Raw genomic sequence first — 18,177 nt, 5'->3', positions numbered from 1 at the left:
CTCAGGTGCGCCAGCGCGCCGCCAGCAGCGTCACGGCCCAGCAGATCCAGCCCGTCCACAGCGTGTGGCTGGGGTAGTGCGCACCGCGCACCATCTGGCCCGCGCCGTAGACGACGCCCAGCACCACCACCGCCACGGCCCAGCGGCGGGCGGCGCGCGGGTACGCCCGCGCCAGGGCCCACGCACCGGCCAGGTAGGCAAAGGCCGCGCTGGCGTGGCCCGACGGGAAGCAGTGCCCGCCGCCGCCGTCCTGCACGCCGAAGGACCAATGCGACACGTACTGCGCCGCCCCGCCGAACATGGCCAAGTCCCACGGGCAGCTGGTCAGGCTGACGCGCTTGATGAGCGAGATGACAGCCAGGCACACCAGCGTCGTCACCAGCCACCAGGTGCGCTCGCGCCGCGTGAGGGCGGGCAACAGCCGGGGTGACAGGTTCACCGCCACGATGAACGCCATCGCGGCGTACGACACCCAGCGGCCGCCTTCGTGGATGAGCCCACGGGTCAGCCACACCTCGCGCCAGGCAAAGCCCTGCGGCGTGCCCACGGCCTGCATGGCCCACAGGTCGCCCGGGCTGGCGTCCCAGGCCAGCAGCAGCACCAGGGCCAGCAAGGCCCAGCGGAAAGGCAGAAGTGTTTGCATGGGGCGCGATTGTCGTCAGCCGCCAGCGCCCGCCGCACGGGGCGGCTTGTCTACACTGAACGCATGCTTTCCAAACCCTTCGCCGCCGATCGCGCGATTGCCATCGGCCGTGCCGCGCTTGACGTGGAATCGCGCGCCCTGGCCGACCTGGCGCCCCGCCTGGGCGACGCCTTTGCCCACGCCGTGCAACGCGTGCTGGCCTGCTCTGGCCGGGTGGCCGTGATGGGCATGGGCAAGAGCGGCCACGTGGGCCGCAAGATCGCCGCCACGCTGGCCTCCACCGGCACGCCGGCCCTGTTCGTGCACCCGGCCGAAGCCGCGCACGGTGACCTGGGCATGGTGACCGCCAGCGACGTGGTGCTGGCCCTGTCCAACTCCGGCGAGAGCGACGAGCTCAATGCCATCCTGCCGGTGCTCAAGCGCCTGGGCGTGCCCATCCTCGCCATGACCGGCCGCGCCGGCTCCAGCCTGGCGGCCCACGCTGATGTGGTGCTGGACAGCGCCGTGGCCGAAGAGGCCTGCCCGCTGCAACTGGCCCCCACCGCCAGCACCACCGCGCAAATGGCCCTGGGCGACGCGCTGGCCGTGGCGCTGCTGGATGCCCGCGGCTTCAAGGCGGAAGACTTCGCTCGCTCGCACCCGGGCGGCGCCCTGGGCCGCAAGCTGCTGACCCATGTGCGCGACCTGATGCGCAGCGGCGACGCCCTGCCCCGCGTGGCGGCCGGCACGACCTTCACCGACCTGATGCGCGAGATGAGCGCCAAGGCCCTCGGCATGGCCGTGGTGGTGGACGCGGACGACCGCGTGCAAGGCATCTTCACCGACGGCGACCTGCGCCGCCTGATCGAGCAGGGCCGCGACCTGCGTGCCCTCACCGCTGCCGAGGTGGCCCACCCGCGCCCTCGCACCGTGGGCCCGGACGCCCTCGCGGTGGATGCCGCCGACCTGATGGAAGCCGCCCGCATCACCGTGGTGCTGGTGGTGGACGCCGACCAGCGCCTGCTGGGCGCCATCAGCATCAACGACCTGATGCGCGCCAAGGTGATCTGATGGCGGCGCTGCGCTTCCCTCCCGAACTGCTGGTGCAGGCCCAAGGCACCGGCCTGTGCATCAAAGCTGCCATCTTTGATGTGGACGGCGTGCTGACCGACGGCCGCATCTACATCAGCGAAACCGGCGAAGACTTCAAAGCCTTCCACACGCTGGACGGCCACGGCCTGAAATCGCTGCAGCAGGTGGGCATCGTGCCCATCATCATCACTGGGCGCGACAGCCCCGCCGTGCGCCGCCGCGTGGCCGACCTCGGCCTGCAGCACGCCGTCTACGGCGCCCGCGACAAGCTGGCCGTGGCCGAGCCGCTGCTGGCCTCGCTGGGCGTGGCCTGGGGCGAAGTGGCCGCCATGGGCGACGACTGGCCCGACCTGCCCCTGATGACCCGCGCCGGCTTCGCCTGCGCGCCCCCGGGAGCCCACGCTGAGGTGCTGGCGATCGCGCACCACGTGACCCGCGCTCCCGGCGGCCACGGCGCCGCGCGCGAATGCTGCGACCTGCTGCTGATGGCCGGCGGCCATTACGAGCGCCTGCTGCAAGCCCACCACGCCACGTTGGACGGCGGGAGCCCCGCGTGAGCCCCGCCACGCTGCCCGCCCCGGCGCCCAGCCGCCCCCAGTCACGCCCGTGGCTGTGGCAGGCGCAGAGCCTGGTGTCCAACTACCTGCCGCTGCTGCTGATGGCCCTGCTGGCCAGCGGCACCTGGTGGCTGGTGAAGAACACGCCGCTGCTGGACGGCCCCACCGAAACCCCGCCACCGCGCCACGTGCCGGACTACCGCATGTCGCGCTTCGAGATCCAGCGCATCGGCGCCGACGGCCGGCTGCGCGTGCAGATCGCCGGCGATGAGCTGCGCCACTACCCCGACACCGACACCGTCGAGATCGACCACGCCCGCGTGCGCGCCATCGCGCCGGACGGCAGCCTGGCCATTGCCGAGGCGCGGCGCGCCATCAGCAACGGCGACGGCAGCGACATGCAGCTGATGGGCGACGTGCGCCTGCGCCGCCTGCCGCCGGGCTCGGGCGAGAACGCGCCGGCCCAGCTGGAGGTGCGCGGCGAGTTCCTGCAGGCCCTGTCGCAGAGCGAGATCCTGCGCTCGCACCTGCCGGTCAGCATCCGCCAGGGCAGCACCACGCTGAACGCCCAGAACTTCGAGTACCGGCACCTGACCGGCCAGGTCAGCTTCACCGGCAAGGCCCAAGGCCAGATCGCCACGAAGGCCGCGAAATGAGCGAGTTGGTCTTCATCACCGGCGCCTCCAGCGGCATCGGCCAGGCCCTGGCCCTGCGGTACTACCGCGACGGCGCACGCCTGGCCCTGGTGGCCCGCCGCACCGGCGAGGTGGAGCGCTGGGCGGCCGAGCAGCAGCTCGACCCCGCGCGGTTTCGCGTCTACGGCGCCGATGTGGCCGACTTCGCCGCCATGGCCCGCACCGGCCAAGAGTGCCTGCAAGCCCAGGGCCTGCCCGATGTGGTGATCGCCAACGCCGGCATCAGCGTGGGCATGGACACCACCGTCTTCGCGGACCTGGAGGTGATGCGCCGCGTGTTCGAGACCAACAACCTCGGCTTGGCCGCCACCTTCCACCCCTTCGTGGCCGCCATGAACGCGCGCGGCTCGGGCACGCTGGTGGGCGTGGCCAGCGTGGCCGCCATCCGCGGCCTGCCCGGCCACGGCGCCTACTGCGCCAGCAAGTCGGCCGTGGTGGCCTACTGCGAAAGCCTGCGCGGCGAGTGCCGTGCCCACGGCGTGCGGGTGGTGACGCTGCTGCCCGGCTACATCGACACCCCGTTGACCCGCGGCAACCGCTACAGCATGCCGTTCCTGATGCCGGTGGAGGCGTTTGCCGACCAAGCGGTGCGGGCCATCCGCGCCCAGGTCAGCTACCGCGTGATTCCGTGGCAGATGGGCGTGCTGGCCAAAGTGCTGCGCCTGCTGCCTAACGCCTTGTACGACCGGCTGCTGAGCAAACGCGGCCGCAAACAACGCGCCGCGGACTGACGCCTGCGCGCGGGCGCCCCTGACTGAAGTCACGCCTTGGCAAGCGCCAAGGTCGCTGACTACACTGCGCGCCCACAGTCCCCATGCCGACCGCGAAGCGGCGAAGGAGGTTCCCATGGCTTTGGTGCTTCACCCCTGCTGACAGCCCTGCGCTGACCCGTGCTGCGGCCGCCCCCAGGCGGCGCCTGCGCTTCCCAAGTTCCACGACCGCACTCGCCGGTCGTCTTCGCTCGCTTTTCATGAACCTCCACCGTTTGCGGCTGGGCCTGCTCGCCCTGGCCACTCCTTGGTGTGCATGGGCGCAATCGCCCCTTCAAGGCACGCACGCCACCGCCACTGCCCTCACCCAACCCACCGCCTGGCGCCTGCCCGCCGGTGAAGCCCCGCCCGTGCTCGACGGCCGCCTGGACGATCCGGCCTGGCAGCGTGCCCCGGTGTTCGACCGCTTCGTGCAGTTCCTGCCGGCCGACAAACAACCGGCGGCCTGGCGCACCCAGGTGCAAATCCTCGTGACCGACGATGCCCTCGTGTTCGGCTTGCGCGCCTGGGACCCGGCGCCCGAACGCATCCGCGCGCCTTGGACGCGGCGCGACCAGGTCAAGGCCGATCAGGACTTCATCGGCGTGTTCATCGACCCGGTCGGCCAGCGCCGCAGCGCGCAATACGTGCGCGTCAGCGCCGCCGGCACCGTGGAAGACGGCCTGTTCTCGGCAGAAGAAGACACGGAAGACGCTGCCCCCGACTTCGACGTGCAGGCCGCGGCCGTGCGGCTGCCCGATGGCTACAGCATCGAGCTGCGCTGGCCGCTGGCCGCCCTGCGGTTTCCGCACAGCGACGGCGCCCCCTGGCGCGTGATGGTCACGCGCAACATCCCGCGCGAGAACCGCACGGTGAACGTGAGCGCCGCGGCACTCACCAAAGACGCGCTCAGCTTCATCGCCGAACTGCAGGTGCTGGACGGCCTGGGCGACCTGGTGGAGTCGGTGCGCGAGCGCAGCTTCCTCAGCTGGCGCCCCGAGCTGACGCTACGCAGCAGCCGCAGCAGCAGCGAGGCCGACAGCCCCCAGCGCACGCGCCGCACCGCGCTCGGCGCCGAGCTGAAGTGGCGCCCGCGCGCCGACTGGGTGCTGGACGCCACGCTCAACCCCGACTTTTCGCAGGTGGAACTGGACGCACCGCAGCTGGCCGGCAACACCCGCTTCGCGCTGAGCGTGCCGGAGAAGCGGCCGTTCTTCCTGGAAAGCGCCGACGTGGTGGGGCCAACGCAGCCCGATGAATCGGGCGAGAACCGCAGCCTCGCAGCCTTCTACAGCCGCGCGATTACCGACCCCGACTGGGGCCTGCGCGCCACCTGGCGCGGGGCCGGCGCCGAGGCCACGGCCCTGCACCTGCGCGATGCCGGAGGCGGCGCCCTGCTGCGCGCCGGTGCCTTTGCCACCCGCACCGGCACGCAGCCGCGCGACTCGCAAGCCAGCTTCGCCCGCGGCCGCCTGCAGTGGGGCGACCTGGGGCTGGCCGGCCTCGTGTCGCACCGGGACTTCGGCCACGGGCTGGCCACCGAGGTGGTGGGCGGCGACGGCGTCTGGCGCAGCGACGAGCGCACCCAATGGCGCGGCCACCTGCTGCTGTCGGGCACCACGCTGGGCCTGAGCCCGCAAGGCGAGGTGCAGCGCATCGCCCGCGAACAGGGGCACCGGGCCTGGTTGGCCTGGCGCCACCGCGAGGCCGATTGGGTGGCCAACCTGAATGTGGAAGACGTGAGCCCGCGCTTTGCCAACGACAACGGCTTCGTCAGCCAGAGCGGCATCCGCCGGGTGTCCGCCTTCGGTTACCTGCGCCGTGGGCCCGGCCGCTGGCTGGGGCTGGACCTGCACGACCGCGAACTGCAACTCAAGCTGCAGGAGACCCGCACCCAGGCCGACCCGCTGCTGGGCGTGGCCGCCGGCCAGGTGGTGGAGCGCCTGGTGCAGCCCGGCTTCTGGTTCGCCGCCGCGCGCAACACCGGCGTGTGGGGCCACGTGGGCCTAGACAGCCACCGCGCGCGCTCGGGCGGCGCCCTGCACCCCACGCGCACGCTGCTGCTGGGGGCGGAGTCCAACCCCGGCGAGATCCTCAATTTTGTGAATGCCGAGTGGGAGTGGGGCCGCCGCCTGGACGTGGACGCCGACCGCGTGGGCCTGGGCGCCCAGGGGCAAATGCAGGCTCAAGTGCGCCTGCCGCTGCCCAACGGCTGGTGGTTGGAGCTGGACCAGCGCCTGGGGCTGGGCTGGGTCGATGGCGCCGACGGCCGCCGCGCCTTCACCGACCGCAGCGCCCGCAGCCTGGCGGTGCTGCACCTGAGCCCGCGCGACTCCTTGCGGGTGATCCACCAGCACACCCGCTTCACCCGGCAGGGCGAGGCCCAAGCGGGCTTGCCGGGCGCCGATGAGCGCACTCAGGCGCTGGCTTGCATGCTGCAGCACCGCGTGGGGCTGAGCCGGGTGCTGAGCGTGGGCTGGAACCGCGCCGAAGCGCAGCCGGGCCGGCAGCGCTCGCATGAGGTGTTCGCCAAAGCCACGCTGGGCTATTGAGGCGAAGCGAGGCGGGGCGAGGCGGGCGGACCCGCGGCTGCACCGCCTCCCCGCCGGCAGCACGAGGGCCGCCGCAAAAACGAACAAGGCGCCCGAAGGCGCCTTGTTTCATGCATGTGCCGTGAGGCTCAGGGCTCAGTAGCCGCCCGAACGGCCACCGCCGCCGTAGCCACCACCGCCACCGCCGTAGCCGCCGCCACCCGAACGGCCACCGCCGCCGTAGCCGCCGCCGCCACCACCGTAGCCGCCGCCGCCCGAACGGCCGCCGCCGCCGTAGCCGCCGCCACCACCGCCGTAGCCACCGCCGCCACCACCGTAGCCGCCGCCACCCGAACGGCCACCGCCGCCGTAGCCGCCGCCGCCGGAGCGACCGCCGCCGAAGCCGCCCGGACGCTCTTCACGAGGACGGGCTTCGTTCACCACGATGGCGCGACCTTCCAGAGCTTGGCCGTTCATGCCGTTGATGGCCGCTTGGGCTTCCGCGTCGGAACCCATTTCGACGAAACCGAAACCCTTGGAACGGCCCGTTTCGCGATCCATCATGACCTTTGCGGAGGTCACGGTACCGAACTGACCGAACGCCTCTTGCAGCGATTCGTCACGCACGCTGTAGGCCAGGTTGCCCACATAAAGCTTGTTTCCCATGGGGAAGCCCTTCTCTTCTCAAAACCAAAAAACCGTGTGGTGCTTCAACCCATCGTGAACCATTCAAGCGAAGGTGCGGCGTCCAGACACAGGCAATTGATTATGGTGGCCGGGTGTCCGGATTGCAGAAGGGCACTTCGGCAAGTGTTGTTTTTCCGAGCTAGCACAAACCCTCGCGAGTCACCGCCGTCATGGGGTGGTCATCGATACCATCGCCAGCCCACCTGATTCCTGATGCAGACCAGCTTGCTACCTGCCCTGACCCGTGTGCTGTCCAGCGTGGACGCGCTGCGCAATCTCCGCGCCCTGTATGCCTTGATGGCGACGTTCTGCCTGGGGGGCTTGATGCTGGCCTCGGCCCAGGCGGCGCTGCTGCGCGACCAGACCCTGTCCGGCACAGCCTGGCTGGCGGCCGCGCTGGTTGTCACTGTTTTGGGCGTCAATGCCACCGGCCTGATGCTGATGGACCAGGCGCGCGGCCAGCCGGTGCGCGACCCGCAGGACGCCTTGGCCGACGCCCTGCACGCCACGCCCCGGGTGCTGCTGGCACTGGCTGCGTGTGTGTTGCTGGGCAGCGCCGTGGTGGCGGGGCTGGCGGCCCTGCTCTGGGCCACGCGTTGGCCGGGGGTGGGGCCGGCACTGCTGGCGGTGGTGCTGCCGCTGACCGTGGTGCTGCTGGGCAGCCTGGCGTTGGTGGTGGCGGTGCTGGTGGGCCCCCTGACAGGCCCGGCCGTGTGGGCCGGACAGTCCAGCCGCGCGGTGCTGGCCTTCCTGCGCACGCAACTGCGCCGCAAATTACCCGAAACCGCCCTGCTGATGGGCGGCGTGTACCTGTTGACGGCACTGACCACGGCTGCGGTCAGCTTCATCGTGTTGAGCGGCGCCCGGCTGACGGCGGGCCTGGCCATCCTGGGCGCCGGCGTGGAGCTGCCCGCCGCGCAGCTGCTGGCCGGCGTGCTGGGCCTGGGGCCCCGGGCGATGGCGGCCAGCGGTGCCGCCCCCGACGGCAGCCTGGGCACCGCGGCGCTGGCGGGCGGCGGCGTGGTGTTTGCACTGGCCCTGGTGCTGCCCACGCTGGTGTGGCTGCGCGGCTGCTGCGCGGTCTATCTGGCACTGAACCCGCCGGCCGGCGACGCCCCATGACGCAGCACATGACGCCGCGCATCGCCAGCCTCGTGCCCAGCGCCACCGAGACCCTGGTGGCGCTGGGGCTGGCGCCCTGGCTGGTGGCGCGCACGGGGTTTTGCATCCACCCGGCGGAGGTGGTGCGCCAGGTGCCCAAGGTGGGCGGAACCAAGGATGTGAACCTCGACAAGCTGCGCCGCCTCGCCCCCACGCACGTCGTTGTCAACGTCGACGAAAACCGCCGCGAGACGGCCGACGCACTGCGCAGCTTCGTGCCGCATGTGATCGTCACCCACCCCTGCGGCCCGGAGGACAACCGGGGGCTGTTCGAGCAGCTGCGCGCGGCGTTCACCGAGCTGCCGGGGGTGGACGCCCGCGCGGCCCAGCTCACGCACACCTTCGATGCAGCGCTGGCGCGCTGCCGCGCGACCCCGGCCCCGGCCACCTCGGTGCTGTACCTGATCTGGCGCGAGCCCTGGATGACCGTGGCCCGCGACACCTACATCTCGCGCCTGCTGGCCGAAGCCGGCTGGCACACCTGGCCCGATGTGCAGGGCGGCGCGCACGGCGCGGGCCGCTACCCCGCTCTGCGCGGCGACGAGCCCGGGCTGGCCGACGTGCAGCGCGTGCTGCTCAGCTCCGAGCCCTACCGCTTCGGCCCGGCGCATGTGACCGAAGCGCAGGCCCTGTGCCCCCAGGCCACCGTGCAGCTGGTGGACGGCGAGCGCCTCAGCTGGTGGGGCGCCCGCGGTGCCGCCGGGCTGGACTACCTGCGCGAGCTGGCCCACCCGCCAGCGCCTGACCAAGACGGCCCGACGCACTGCCCCCCTCACTGACCCGCACAATCTGCCGCCATGGACATCTACAAGCCCCTCGTTGCCCTGCTGGCCATCGTCAACCCGGTCGGCGTGGTGCCGTTCTTCATCCACTTCACGTCGGCATTCACCCGCCAGCAGCGGCGCAAGACGATTCTGGTCAGCGCCTGCACGGCAGGCATCGTGATCGCGCTGTCGGCGCTGTTCGGGCTGAAGATCATCGAGTTCTTCGGCATCTCGCTGGCCAGCTTTCAGGTGGGCGGCGGCTGCCTGCTGTTGATCAGCTCGCTGCAGATGCTGAACGCCCAGCCGGCCGAGGCGCGCAAGGAAGACGTCTCCGAGGGCAACAGCAAAGCGGACGCCGGCGCCAGCATCGCGGTCGTGCCGCTGGCCATCCCGCTGCTGACCGGCCCGGCCACCATCTCCACCATGGTGATCTATGCCGACAAGACCCGCGTGTGGTGGGAGCTGGCCGTGCTGTGTGGCTACGGCGTGGTGGTGGCAGTGGTCACGTTCGCGGTGTTCTCGGCGTCCAGCAAGATCGCCAAGGTGCTGGGGCAGACCGGCATCAACATCATGACCCGGCTGATGGGTCTGATCCTGGCCGCGCTGGCGGTGGAGTTGCTGGCCGACGGGCTGATCAAGCTCTTCCCGGTGCTGGCCGCCCGCACGGTGGGCTGAGCCCGAACTGCTGCGGACGACCGCGCGCCGCGGCGCTATCGCGTCGGCGTCAGCCGCATGCGGGGCGGGTGATTTACGCTAGGCCCATGTCCCAAGGCTTCGACTACATCATCGTGGGCGCCGGCACCGCCGGCTGCCTGCTGGCGAACCGCCTCAGCGCCGACCCGCACAAGCGCGTGCTGCTGATCGAGGCCGGCGGCAAGGACGACTACCACTGGATCCACATCCCGGTGGGCTACCTGCACTGCATCGGCAACCCGCGCACCGACTGGTGCTTCAAAACCGAGGCCGAAGCGGGCCTGAACGACCGCAGCCTGCGCTACCCGCGCGGCAAGGTGCTGGGCGGCTGCTCCAGCATCAACGGCATGATCTACATGCGCGGCCAAAGTCGCGATTACGACCACTGGGCCGACATCACCGGCGACGACACCTGGCGCTGGGAGCGGGTGCTCAAGGCCTTTCGCAAGCACGAGAGCCACTGGCGACTCGACAAGCCCGACACCGCCCCGGCGGGCTTCGCCGCGCTGCACGGCCCGCTGCCCGGCCGCAAGGGCGAGTGGCGCGTGGAGCAGCAGCGCCTGCGCTGGCCCATCCTCGACGCCTTTGCCGCCGCGGCGAACCAAGCCGGCATTCCGGCCACGGGCGACTTCAACGCCGGAACCAACGAAGGCGTCGGCTACTTCGAGGTGAACCAGCGCAAGGGCTGGCGCTGGAACACCGCCAAGGCCTTTCTGCGCCCCACCACCTACGGCCGGCCCAACTTCGAACTCTGGACCGGCGCGCAGGTGCAGAAGCTGCGGCTGCTGCACGACGACACCGGCCTGCGGTGTGCCGGCGTGGAGGTGCTGACGCCGCACGGCCTGGAGCGGCCCTGGCTGAACGCGGGGGGCGAAGTCATCCTGTCGGCGGGCGCCATCGGCTCGCCGCACCTCTTGCAGCTGTCGGGCATCGGCCCGGCCGCGCTGCTGCAGAAGGTGGGCATCCCGATGGTGCTGGACCTGCCCGGCGTGGGCGGCAACCTGCAAGACCATCTGCAGATCCGCACGGTCTACAAGGTGCAGGGCGCCCGCACGCTCAACACCCGCGCTGCGTCGCTGCTGGGCAAGGCGCTGATCGGGCTGGAGTACGCGGTGCGGCGCAGCGGGCCCATGAGCATGGCGCCCAGCCAGCTCGGCGCCTTCACCCGCAGCAGCCCCGACAAGACCTGGCCCGACCTGCAGTACCACGTGCAACCCCTGTCCCTGGACGCATTCGGCGAGCCGCTGCACCGCTTCAACGCCATCACGGCCAGCGTGTGCAACCTCAACCCCACCAGTCGCGGCTGGGTGGCTGCCACCTCGCCCGACGCCACCGTGGCACCGGCCATCAAGCCCAACTACCTCTCCACCGCTGAAGATCGGCACGTGGCGGCGCAAAGCCTGCGCGTCACGCGCAACATCCTGGCGCAGCCGGCGCTGGCCCCGTTCAAGCCCGAGGAATACAAGCCCGGCCCGCAGTACCAGACCGAAGAAGACCTGGCCCGCATGGCCGGCGAGATCGGCACCACCATCTTCCATCCCGTGGGCACCTGCCGCATGGGCCGCCGCGAGGACCCCGGCGCCGTGGTGGACTCGCGCCTGCGGGTGCTGGGCGTGCGCGGCCTGCGCGTGGCCGATGCGAGCGTGATGCCCACCATCACCAGCGGCAACACCAACTCGCCCACGCTGATGATTGCCGAGAAGCTGGCCGGCTGGCTGGTCGGCTGAGCGCAGCGGCCGGCCGGGCCGCGACAATCCGGGGCATGTCCGCCCCGTCTCCCCGCGTGCTGGCCGTCATCCCGCCGATGACGCAGCTGAACACGCCCTACCCGTCCACCGCCTACCTGACCGGCTTCCTGCGCTCGCGGCAGGTCGATGCCCACCAGGTGGACCTGGCGCTGGCGCTGGTGCTGGAGCTGTTCTCGCCCGCCGGGCTCACGCAGATCCGCGCCGCCGTCCAGGCCCTGCCGCCCGAACGGCAAACGCCGCAAACCGCCTGGTTCGACGGCGAATTCCCCGCGATCGCCGCCGCCACGCCGCGCGTGCTGCGCTTCCTGCAAGGCAACGACCCGACGCTGGCCCACCGCATCAACACCCGCAGCTTCCTGCCCGAGGGCGCGCGCTTCGCGTCGCTGGACCACTACGTCGGCGAGGAAGGCGAAGACCCGCTGGCCTGGGCCTTCGGTGCCCTGGGCCTGCAAGACCGCGCCCGCCACCTGGCCACGCTGTTCCTCAACGACCTGGCCGACGTGCTGCGTGACGCGATCGACCCGCGCTTCGAGTTCGTGCGCTACGCCGAGAAGCTGGCCGCCGCCCAGGCCCACTTCGACCCGCTGGCGGAGGCGCTGGCCGAGGCGCCCCACCTCATCGACGCCACGCTGCAACGCCTGACGCTGCAGGCGCTGGAACAGCACCGGCCCGACGTCGTGCTGCTGTCCGTGCCCTTCCCCGGCTCGGTGTACGCGGCGCTGCGCATCGCCCAGGCGATCAAGGCCGCGCGGCCGGAGGTGGTGTGCGTGCTGGGCGGCGGCTACGTGAATACCGAGCTGCGCGAACTGGCCGAGCCCCGACTGTTCGACTTCGTCGATTACGTGACGCTGGACGCCGGCGAGCGGCCGCTGCTGGCACTGCTGGAGCACGTGGCGGGCAAGCGCTCCAAGACCCGGCTGGTCCGCACGTTCTGGCGAGAAGGTCATGAAGTCAGGTACACCAACTTCGTCGAGCCCGACGTGCCCTTCGACGACGTCGGCACGCCGACCTGGGACGGCCTGCCGCTGAACCGGTACCTGTCGCTGCTGGACATGCTCAACCCCATGAACCGGCTGTGGAGCGACGGGCGCTGGAACAAGCTGACCGTGGCGCACGGCTGCTACTGGAAGAAGTGCAGCTTCTGCGATGTGAGCCTGGACTACATCTCGCGCTACGAGGCCGCGAGCGCCGAAGTGCTGGTGGACCGCATCGAGGCCATCGTGAAGGAAACCGGGCAAACCGGCTTTCACTTCGTGGACGAAGCCGCCCCGCCCAAGGCGCTCAAGGCCCTGGCCGAGGAGCTGATCCGCCGCGGCGTGGCCATCAGCTGGTGGGGCAACATCCGCTTCGAGAAGACCTTCACGCCCGAGCTGTGCCAGTTGCTGGCCGACAGCGGCTGCATCGCCATCTCCGGTGGGCTGGAGGTGGCGAGCGACCGGCTGCTGAAGCTGATGAAGAAGGGCGTGAGCGTGGAGCAGGTGGCGCGCGTGACCAAGGCGTTTGCCGATGCCGGCGTGCTGGTGCACGCCTACCTGATGTACGGCTTCCCGACGCAGACCACGCAGGACACCGTGGACGCGCTGGAGTACGTGCGCCAGCTGTTCGAGCACGGCTGCATCCACAGCGGCTTCTTCCACCGCTTCGCCTGCACGGTGCATTCGCCCGTGGGCCTGAACCCGGCGGAATACGGCGTGACGCTGCAGCCGCTGCCGGCGGACGGGCGATTTGCGAAGAACGACATCGCCTTCATCGACCCCACGCCCACCGACCACGACGGCCTGGGCCAGGGCCTGAAGAAGGGCTTGTACAACTTCATGCACGGCATCGGCATCGACCACGACATCCGCAGCTGGTTCCCCGTGCGCGTGCCCAAGACCACCGTGCCGCGGCGCTTTGTCGAGCGGGCGCTGGCCGGCTCTTGACGCCCTCCCCACCACCCACCCCGCACACCTCCACCACACCCCCATGCAACGCCGCCCCTTGCTCGCCCTGGCTGCCCTGCCCCTGCTGGCGTCTGCCGCCGGCAGCGCCGTGCGCACCCGCGTGACAACCCCGGGCGGCGCCTTCGTCATCGAGGTGAACCCGAGCGTCGCCCCCCGCACCGTGGCCAATTACCTGGCCTATGTGGATGCCCACCAGTTGGACCGCGCCTGGGTCTACCGCCTCGTGTCGCTGGCCAACCAGCCGCAAAGCGCCCACAAGATCGAGGTGGTGCAGTGGGGCCTGAACCTCAAGGACGACGCACCGCCACTGCGCCCCGCGATTGCGCACGAAACCACGCAGCAGACTGGCCTGCGCCACCGCGACGGCACGGTCTCGATGGCGCGCGGCGCGCCGGGCACGGCGACGGCGGAGTTCTTCATCTGCATCGGCGACCAACCCGAACTGGACTTCGGCGGCCGGCGCAACCCGGACGGCCAGGGCTTTGCCGCCTTTGGCCAGGTGGTGCAGGGCATGGACGTGGTGCGCGCCCTGCACGCCGAGGCCGGCCCCGGGCAGTGGCTGAAGCAACCCCTGGCCATCGGCCCCGTCACGCGGGTTTGACGAAGATTTGCTGCAGTGCACAATGGCCGCATTCCGGCGGAGGTGCACGATGCGGCGAGTGGTGTTCAACCAAAAGGGTGGCGTGGGCAAGTCCACGATCACCAGCAACCTGGCAGCGATTGCTGCAGCCCAGGGCCAGCGTGTGCTGGTGATCGACCTGGACTGCCAGGGCAACACCACGCGCTACCTGCTGGGTGACGCGGCCGACGAGGTGGAAGCCGGCTCAGCCGACTTCTTCGAGTCCACGCTGAAGTTCAGCGTGCGCCCGCTGGCCGCCACCGAGTTCGTCACCGAAACCCCGTGGGAGAACCTGCACGTGATGGCCGCCAGCCCCGCGCTGGACGAACTGCACGGCAAGCTGGAAAGCCGCTACAAGATCTACAAGCTGCGCGATGCACTGCTGCCGCTGGCCGACCAGTACGACGAGATCTGGATCGACACGCCGCCGGCGCTGAACTTCTACACACGCTCGGCGCTGATCGCCGCGCAGGGCTGCCTGATTCCGTTCGACTGCGACGACTTTTCGCGCCGCGCGCTGTACGGCCTGCTGGAAGCGGTGGAAGAGATTCGCGCCGACCACGCGCCCGAGCTGAGCGTGGAGGGCATCGTCGTCAACCAGTTCCAGGCCCGCGCTGCGCTGCCGCAGCGCGTGGTGCAGGAGCTGTTGGACGAAGGCCTGCCCGTGCTGGAGCCCTACCTCAGCAGCAGCGTGAAGATGAAGGAATCCCACGAGCTCAGCCGGCCCATGGTGCACCTGGACGCCCGGCACAAGCTCTCGCAAGAGCTGCAGGCGCTGTACGCCGCCCTGGGCTGAACGCCCTCAGCGGCAGGCCGCAGCCAGCCGCAGGCCCTGCTGCCGCGCGGCGGCCAGCGCCGCATCGCTGATCGGCTCGGCCAGCCGGTCGCGCAGGGCCGCGTCCGACGGCGGGCGGCGGCGCCACTCGCCCTCGGCCACCGCGTAGGCCACCGCCAGGGTGCTGCTGCGCGGGGCCAGCTCGCCGCTGTCTTGCAAGGTGGCCAGCAGGCCCGCGGCAAACGGGTCGCACTGGGCCGCGGCGGCCTGCAAACCGGTCAGCGCCTGGGCACGCCAGGCCTGCAGCGCCGGCTCGTCCAGGGCCTGCAAGGGGCTGGGGCCTTCCATGTAGAAGTCCACCTGCGCTTGCGGCAGGCCGGCCTGCACCGCCTCGGCCAGAAAGCGCAACCGCTCCTGCACCAAGGACGCCGGCACGCCCGGGCACGGCGCGCCAGCCGGCGGCACACAGGCCGCCAGCGCCCGGTAGGCGGCATGGCTGGCGCGCACATCGCCCTGCCGCGCAGCAGCCACCAGGCGATCCAGCTCGGACGGCGCGGGCGGCCTCTGAGGCGTGAAACGGGATCGAGCGCTGGGCGCGGACGCCAGCGGCCCGGGGGGCGCAGGCGTCGACACCACCGACAAGGGCGTGAACGTCACCACCCGCGCGCCCCGCTCGCCCTCGGGCCGCGCCGCGCTCGGCACCGGGGGCGTGGCGGGTGCATCGCCCTCCCACCACGCGGGCAGGGCCAGGCCCAGCCCGGCCGCCAACGCGGCCAGGCCCAAACCCGCAGCCCATGCCTTCATGCCGCCCCGCTCAGTTCCAGAGGTAGCAGTAGGTCTGGCTGCGCTCGATGTTGCTGCCCACCGTGCCGCTGGCCGAGAAGCGCTTGACCCAGCCATTGGGCGCGCTGGTGGTGGGCACATCGCCGCAATTGGTGTGCACCCAGTGGATGCCCACGCCGCTGGTGTACTTGGCGCCGCACAGCTCCAGCCGGTCGTTGACCTTGATGGCGGCCAGCGACGCCGGCACGGTGCTGGCGTTCTTCACGTAGTCGATGGCGAACACGTTGTCGATGGCCACGTCGTAGGTCTTGCCGTCCTGGTCGGCACGCAGGCTCAGCTTGGTGTGCGAGAGCTTGATGCCCTGGATGGTTTGCGTGGCGGCGGCGAACTTCGGCGCGCTCGTGACGGTGCCGGTCAGGAAGGTGCCCTTGGCGGCGGTGCAGGTGCTTTGCTCGCTCGCCGAAGCAGCAGCAGCCAGGCCCAGGAGCAGGGAGGCGATGAGGACGGTCTTCAAGTCGGTTCCTTGGTGGGTGGGGTGGGCTCGGGCCCGTGGGCGCCGAGGTGGCGCGCAGTGCGCCGGCCCGCCGCACAGGGCCACCGGTGAACTGCCACGCGCACGCTAGCCTGCCGCCGAGGCATTGCGTCCCCGTGACATCACGGCCCCGCAACAAGGGACAACCCCGCGCGCCACCCGGCTTGACTTGGCCCCGGCGGCCACGGTCGCACCGGCGTTGCAGCGTGCTTTGAGCCCGTCTCGCCCGGCTTTTCCCGCGTTTTCAAGCCGCGCGAGCCCACCAGAATGTCTGCATGAGCACGCCCGCCACCGCCACCGAATCCGTGCGCATCCTTGGCGCCAAGATCGAGACCGAGTTGCCCATCATCGTGGCCGAACTCGGCCCCATTGCCGACCGCCTGCAGCTGGCGCGCGAGGCGATCGAGGAACTGCGCCTGAGCCATCCGCAGTCGCCCGAGTCCAACGTCAAGGCCACCTACATGAGCCCGTGGAAGAGCCACCTGCTCAACCCCAAGCTCCTGCCGCTGTGCGCCAGCGTGGCCGACATTGCCAAGCGCGCCGCGCCGCATGTGTGGTCGGCCGACGTGGGCGGGCTGGGTCTGGACATGCTCGTCACCCACTGCTGGGGCGCCATCTACGAGCAGGCCGACTACACCGCGCCGCACAACCACTGGCCGTCCGACCTGAGCTGCGTCATCTACCTGGAGGCCGAGGACAACTGCGCGCCGCTGGTGTTCTCCGGCACCAGCGCCTACCAGCCCAAGCCGGCCACCATGGTGATGTTCCCGGGCATCGCACGCCACGAGGTGCCGGCCACGGCCGGCCGCCGCGTGGTGGTGGCGATGAACCTGTTCAAGCAGCTGGCACTGACCCCGGAAGTGCAGGCAGACTGAGCCGCGCCCGCAGCCCCGGGCCGGCCTGCGCGTCCAGCAGTTCGAGCTGCCCACCGTGGCGCGCCGCGATGTCGGCCGCAATCGCCAGGCCCAGCCCGCTGCCCGCGCCGGTGGCGCTGCTGCCGCGGCGGAAACGCTGCAAGGCCGCGGCGCGTTCAGCCACGGGAATGCCCGGGCCGTTGTCTTCCACTTCCAGCCAGGTGCCGTCGGCATCCCGCCCGGTGCGCACCGTGATGCGCGCGCCCGAGCCGGCATAGCTCACCGCGTTGTGGATGAGGTTCTCCAGCGCCTCGCGCAGCAAGAACGCATGCCCCAGCGTGGGCGCGTCGGCAAGCTCGAATCCGAGGTCGACGCCGGCGGGCAGGTCGCGGTGGGCCCAGTCCTGCCCGCTTTCGGCGGCAATGTCGCGCAGGTCGATGCGCTGGCCCACGTTCACGCTGCGGTCTTCGGCCCGCGCCAGCGACAACAGCTGTTGCGCCAGGCGGGCGCTGCGCACCACGCGGTGGCGCAAGCGCTGCAGCACGGGGTCCAGGCGCTGGTCGTGCGGCTCCAGCAAGGCCAGCTCGATCTCGGTCTGGAGCGAGGTCAACGGCGTGCGCAGCTGGTGGGCCGCATCGGCCAGGAATTCGCGCTGCGCGCCGGCCGCCCGGTCCAGGCGCTCGAACAAGCGGTTGAAGGCCGACTGCAGCGGCACCAGCTCGCGCGGCAGCCGCGCCGCCAGCGGGTTGAGGCGGTGCAGGTCGCGGTGCTCCAGTTCGGCGCTGAGTTCGGTCAGCGGCGCCAGACCCTGCCGGATGGCCCACCAGCCCGCCAGCGCCAACAGCACGGCCAGACCCAACCCATTGAGCGCCACGAGGCTGCCGATCTGGCTCTGCAAGGCGTCGCGTTTGTGCAGGGTTTCGGCCACCAGGATCTGGCAGCTGCCCGCCCCGCAGTCGTGCCCCAGCTGCACCAGCCGCAGGTCACGCCCCCGCAGCTTCACGTCGCCGTACCAGCTGTGCCCCGCCGGCTGCTGGGCCGGACGCGGCTGGAGGTCGGCCAGGCCGGCATCGCCCTGCATGGCCTCGCCGTCCGGCGACTGGACGAGGTAGAACACATCGTCCTGCCGGTCAAAGCGCAGCGCGCGGTCCATGGTGGCGCTGATGTCGATGCGGGGCGCCCCGCCGCGCAGGTCGATCTGACCGGCCAGCGTCAGCGCGGTGTCTTCCAGGCCTTCATCCAGCCACCCCTGCGCATCGCGCTGCACCTGCTGGTACAGGCCCATGCCCAACAGCGGCAGCGCCACCAACAGCGGCAACAACAACCATGCCAGCAGGCGGCGCTGCAGGCTGAAGCTCAAAAGCCCGGCCAC

The 18,177-nt window shown here is 71.1% G+C and carries 18 protein-coding genes; 13 read left to right on the top strand and 5 right to left on the bottom strand.

Annotated features, from left to right (window positions below; all coding sequences use genetic code 11):
- Position 1: 1 nt before the first annotated feature.
- On the bottom strand, positions 2-643 hold the full coding sequence (locus ACG01O_RS12735; RefSeq protein WP_394385102.1) for a phosphatase PAP2 family protein: 642 nt from the start codon (positions 641-643) through the stop codon (positions 2-4).
- Positions 644-706: 63 nt separating this feature from the next.
- On the opposite strand from ACG01O_RS12735, the gene ACG01O_RS12730 reads away from it, so the two are divergent.
- From ACG01O_RS12730 to ACG01O_RS12710, 5 genes are all read left to right on the top strand, one after another.
- Positions 707-1,693, top strand: coding sequence for a KpsF/GutQ family sugar-phosphate isomerase (locus ACG01O_RS12730; RefSeq protein WP_394385099.1), 987 nt, complete (start codon positions 707-709; stop codon positions 1,691-1,693).
- Entirely contained in the window at positions 1,693-2,271 is a 579-nt protein-coding gene (locus ACG01O_RS12725) for a KdsC family phosphatase (protein ID WP_394385097.1), read from the top strand. Before ACG01O_RS12730 ends, ACG01O_RS12725 begins: the two co-directional genes overlap by 1 nt.
- Positions 2,268-2,927, top strand: coding sequence for an LPS export ABC transporter periplasmic protein LptC (gene lptC / locus ACG01O_RS12720; RefSeq protein WP_394385095.1), 660 nt, complete (start codon positions 2,268-2,270; stop codon positions 2,925-2,927). The genes ACG01O_RS12725 and lptC overlap by 4 nt, the downstream gene beginning before the upstream one ends.
- A complete protein-coding gene (locus ACG01O_RS12715; RefSeq protein ID WP_394385093.1) occupies positions 2,924-3,697 on the top strand; it encodes an SDR family oxidoreductase in 774 nt (257 codons plus the stop codon). The genes lptC and ACG01O_RS12715 overlap by 4 nt, the downstream gene beginning before the upstream one ends.
- Before the next feature lie 239 nt (positions 3,698-3,936).
- Complete coding sequence (locus tag ACG01O_RS12710) at positions 3,937-6,267, top strand: DUF5916 domain-containing protein (protein WP_394385091.1); 2,331 nt, start codon at positions 3,937-3,939, stop codon at positions 6,265-6,267.
- Positions 6,268-6,402: 135 nt separating this feature from the next.
- Here the strand turns inward: ACG01O_RS12710 and ACG01O_RS12705 are convergent, their stop codons facing one another.
- Positions 6,403-6,912: an RNA recognition motif domain-containing protein gene (locus ACG01O_RS12705; RefSeq protein ID WP_394385089.1), complete on the bottom strand. Its 510-nt coding sequence runs from the start codon at positions 6,910-6,912 to the stop codon at positions 6,403-6,405.
- Between the two features lie 234 nt (positions 6,913-7,146).
- Here ACG01O_RS12705 and ACG01O_RS12700 point away from each other — a divergent pair, with 234 nt between their 5' ends.
- From ACG01O_RS12700 to ACG01O_RS12670, 7 genes are all read left to right on the top strand, one after another.
- Positions 7,147-8,055: a hypothetical protein gene (locus ACG01O_RS12700; RefSeq protein WP_394385087.1), complete on the top strand. Its 909-nt coding sequence runs from the start codon at positions 7,147-7,149 to the stop codon at positions 8,053-8,055.
- A complete protein-coding gene (locus ACG01O_RS12695; RefSeq protein WP_394385086.1) occupies positions 8,052-8,873 on the top strand; it encodes a helical backbone metal receptor in 822 nt (273 codons plus the stop codon). Before ACG01O_RS12700 ends, ACG01O_RS12695 begins: the two co-directional genes overlap by 4 nt.
- 18 nt (positions 8,874-8,891) lie before the next feature.
- Positions 8,892-9,533, top strand: coding sequence for a MarC family protein (locus ACG01O_RS12690; RefSeq protein WP_394385084.1), 642 nt, complete (start codon positions 8,892-8,894; stop codon positions 9,531-9,533).
- A gap of 86 nt (positions 9,534-9,619) precedes the next feature.
- Complete coding sequence (locus tag ACG01O_RS12685; RefSeq protein WP_394385082.1) at positions 9,620-11,278, top strand: GMC family oxidoreductase; 1,659 nt, start codon at positions 9,620-9,622, stop codon at positions 11,276-11,278.
- A gap of 35 nt (positions 11,279-11,313) precedes the next feature.
- Positions 11,314-13,221 carry a B12-binding domain-containing radical SAM protein gene (locus ACG01O_RS12680; RefSeq protein ID WP_394385080.1) on the top strand — a complete coding sequence of 636 codons (1,908 nt, stop codon included), beginning with the start codon at positions 11,314-11,316 and terminating at the stop codon, positions 13,219-13,221.
- Positions 13,222-13,264: 43 nt separating this feature from the next.
- Positions 13,265-13,843: a peptidylprolyl isomerase gene (locus ACG01O_RS12675; protein WP_394385078.1), complete on the top strand. Its 579-nt coding sequence runs from the start codon at positions 13,265-13,267 to the stop codon at positions 13,841-13,843.
- Between the two features lie 49 nt (positions 13,844-13,892).
- Positions 13,893-14,657 (top strand): ParA family protein, encoded by a 765-nt coding sequence (locus ACG01O_RS12670; RefSeq protein ID WP_394385076.1) that lies wholly within the window; start codon positions 13,893-13,895, stop codon positions 14,655-14,657.
- A gap of 6 nt (positions 14,658-14,663) precedes the next feature.
- Here ACG01O_RS12670 and ACG01O_RS12665 read toward each other — a convergent pair whose 3' ends face one another.
- Complete coding sequence (locus tag ACG01O_RS12665) at positions 14,664-15,440, bottom strand: hypothetical protein (protein ID WP_394385074.1); 777 nt, start codon at positions 15,438-15,440, stop codon at positions 14,664-14,666.
- A gap of 10 nt (positions 15,441-15,450) precedes the next feature.
- A complete protein-coding gene (locus ACG01O_RS12660; protein WP_394385072.1) occupies positions 15,451-15,933 on the bottom strand; it encodes a hypothetical protein in 483 nt (160 codons plus the stop codon).
- A gap of 293 nt (positions 15,934-16,226) precedes the next feature.
- On the opposite strand from ACG01O_RS12660, the gene ACG01O_RS12655 reads away from it, so the two are divergent.
- Positions 16,227-16,826: a 2OG-Fe(II) oxygenase family protein gene (locus tag ACG01O_RS12655; RefSeq protein WP_394385070.1), complete on the top strand. Its 600-nt coding sequence runs from the start codon at positions 16,227-16,229 to the stop codon at positions 16,824-16,826.
- Here the strand turns inward: ACG01O_RS12655 and ACG01O_RS12650 are convergent.
- Positions 16,786-18,177, bottom strand: a complete 1,392-nt coding sequence (locus ACG01O_RS12650) for a sensor histidine kinase (RefSeq protein WP_394385068.1) — start codon at positions 18,175-18,177, stop codon at positions 16,786-16,788. The two genes, ACG01O_RS12655 and ACG01O_RS12650, sit on opposite strands and share 41 nt — an antisense overlap.

This window comes from Pelomonas baiyunensis, from assembly GCF_043555935.1.
Classification (GTDB): Bacteria; Pseudomonadota; Gammaproteobacteria; order Burkholderiales; family Burkholderiaceae_C; genus Pelomonas; species Pelomonas baiyunensis.
This window is presented reverse-complemented; position numbering and strand designations above follow the sequence as displayed.

Coding starts and splice junctions, on each gene's coding strand:
- ACG01O_RS12710 (WP_394385091.1), top strand. CDS start 3,937: ATGAACCTCCACCGTTTGCGGCTGGGCCTGCTCGCCCTGGCCACTCCT.
- ACG01O_RS12665 (WP_394385074.1), bottom strand. CDS start 15,440: ATGAAGGCATGGGCTGCGGGTTTGGGCCTGGCCGCGTTGGCGGCCGGG.
- ACG01O_RS12735 (WP_394385102.1), bottom strand. CDS start 643: ATGCAAACACTTCTGCCTTTCCGCTGGGCCTTGCTGGCCCTGGTGCTG.
- ACG01O_RS12705 (WP_394385089.1), bottom strand. CDS start 6,912: ATGGGAAACAAGCTTTATGTGGGCAACCTGGCCTACAGCGTGCGTGAC.
- ACG01O_RS12655 (WP_394385070.1), top strand. CDS start 16,227: ATGAGCACGCCCGCCACCGCCACCGAATCCGTGCGCATCCTTGGCGCC.
- ACG01O_RS12675 (WP_394385078.1), top strand. CDS start 13,265: ATGCAACGCCGCCCCTTGCTCGCCCTGGCTGCCCTGCCCCTGCTGGCG.
- ACG01O_RS12715 (WP_394385093.1), top strand. CDS start 2,924: ATGAGCGAGTTGGTCTTCATCACCGGCGCCTCCAGCGGCATCGGCCAG.
- ACG01O_RS12730 (WP_394385099.1), top strand. CDS start 707: ATGCTTTCCAAACCCTTCGCCGCCGATCGCGCGATTGCCATCGGCCGT.
- ACG01O_RS12695 (WP_394385086.1), top strand. CDS start 8,052: ATGACGCAGCACATGACGCCGCGCATCGCCAGCCTCGTGCCCAGCGCC.
- ACG01O_RS12685 (WP_394385082.1), top strand. CDS start 9,620: ATGTCCCAAGGCTTCGACTACATCATCGTGGGCGCCGGCACCGCCGGC.
- ACG01O_RS12680 (WP_394385080.1), top strand. CDS start 11,314: ATGTCCGCCCCGTCTCCCCGCGTGCTGGCCGTCATCCCGCCGATGACG.
- ACG01O_RS12670 (WP_394385076.1), top strand. CDS start 13,893: ATGCGGCGAGTGGTGTTCAACCAAAAGGGTGGCGTGGGCAAGTCCACG.
- ACG01O_RS12690 (WP_394385084.1), top strand. CDS start 8,892: ATGGACATCTACAAGCCCCTCGTTGCCCTGCTGGCCATCGTCAACCCG.
- ACG01O_RS12700 (WP_394385087.1), top strand. CDS start 7,147: ATGCAGACCAGCTTGCTACCTGCCCTGACCCGTGTGCTGTCCAGCGTG.
- ACG01O_RS12725 (WP_394385097.1), top strand. CDS start 1,693: ATGGCGGCGCTGCGCTTCCCTCCCGAACTGCTGGTGCAGGCCCAAGGC.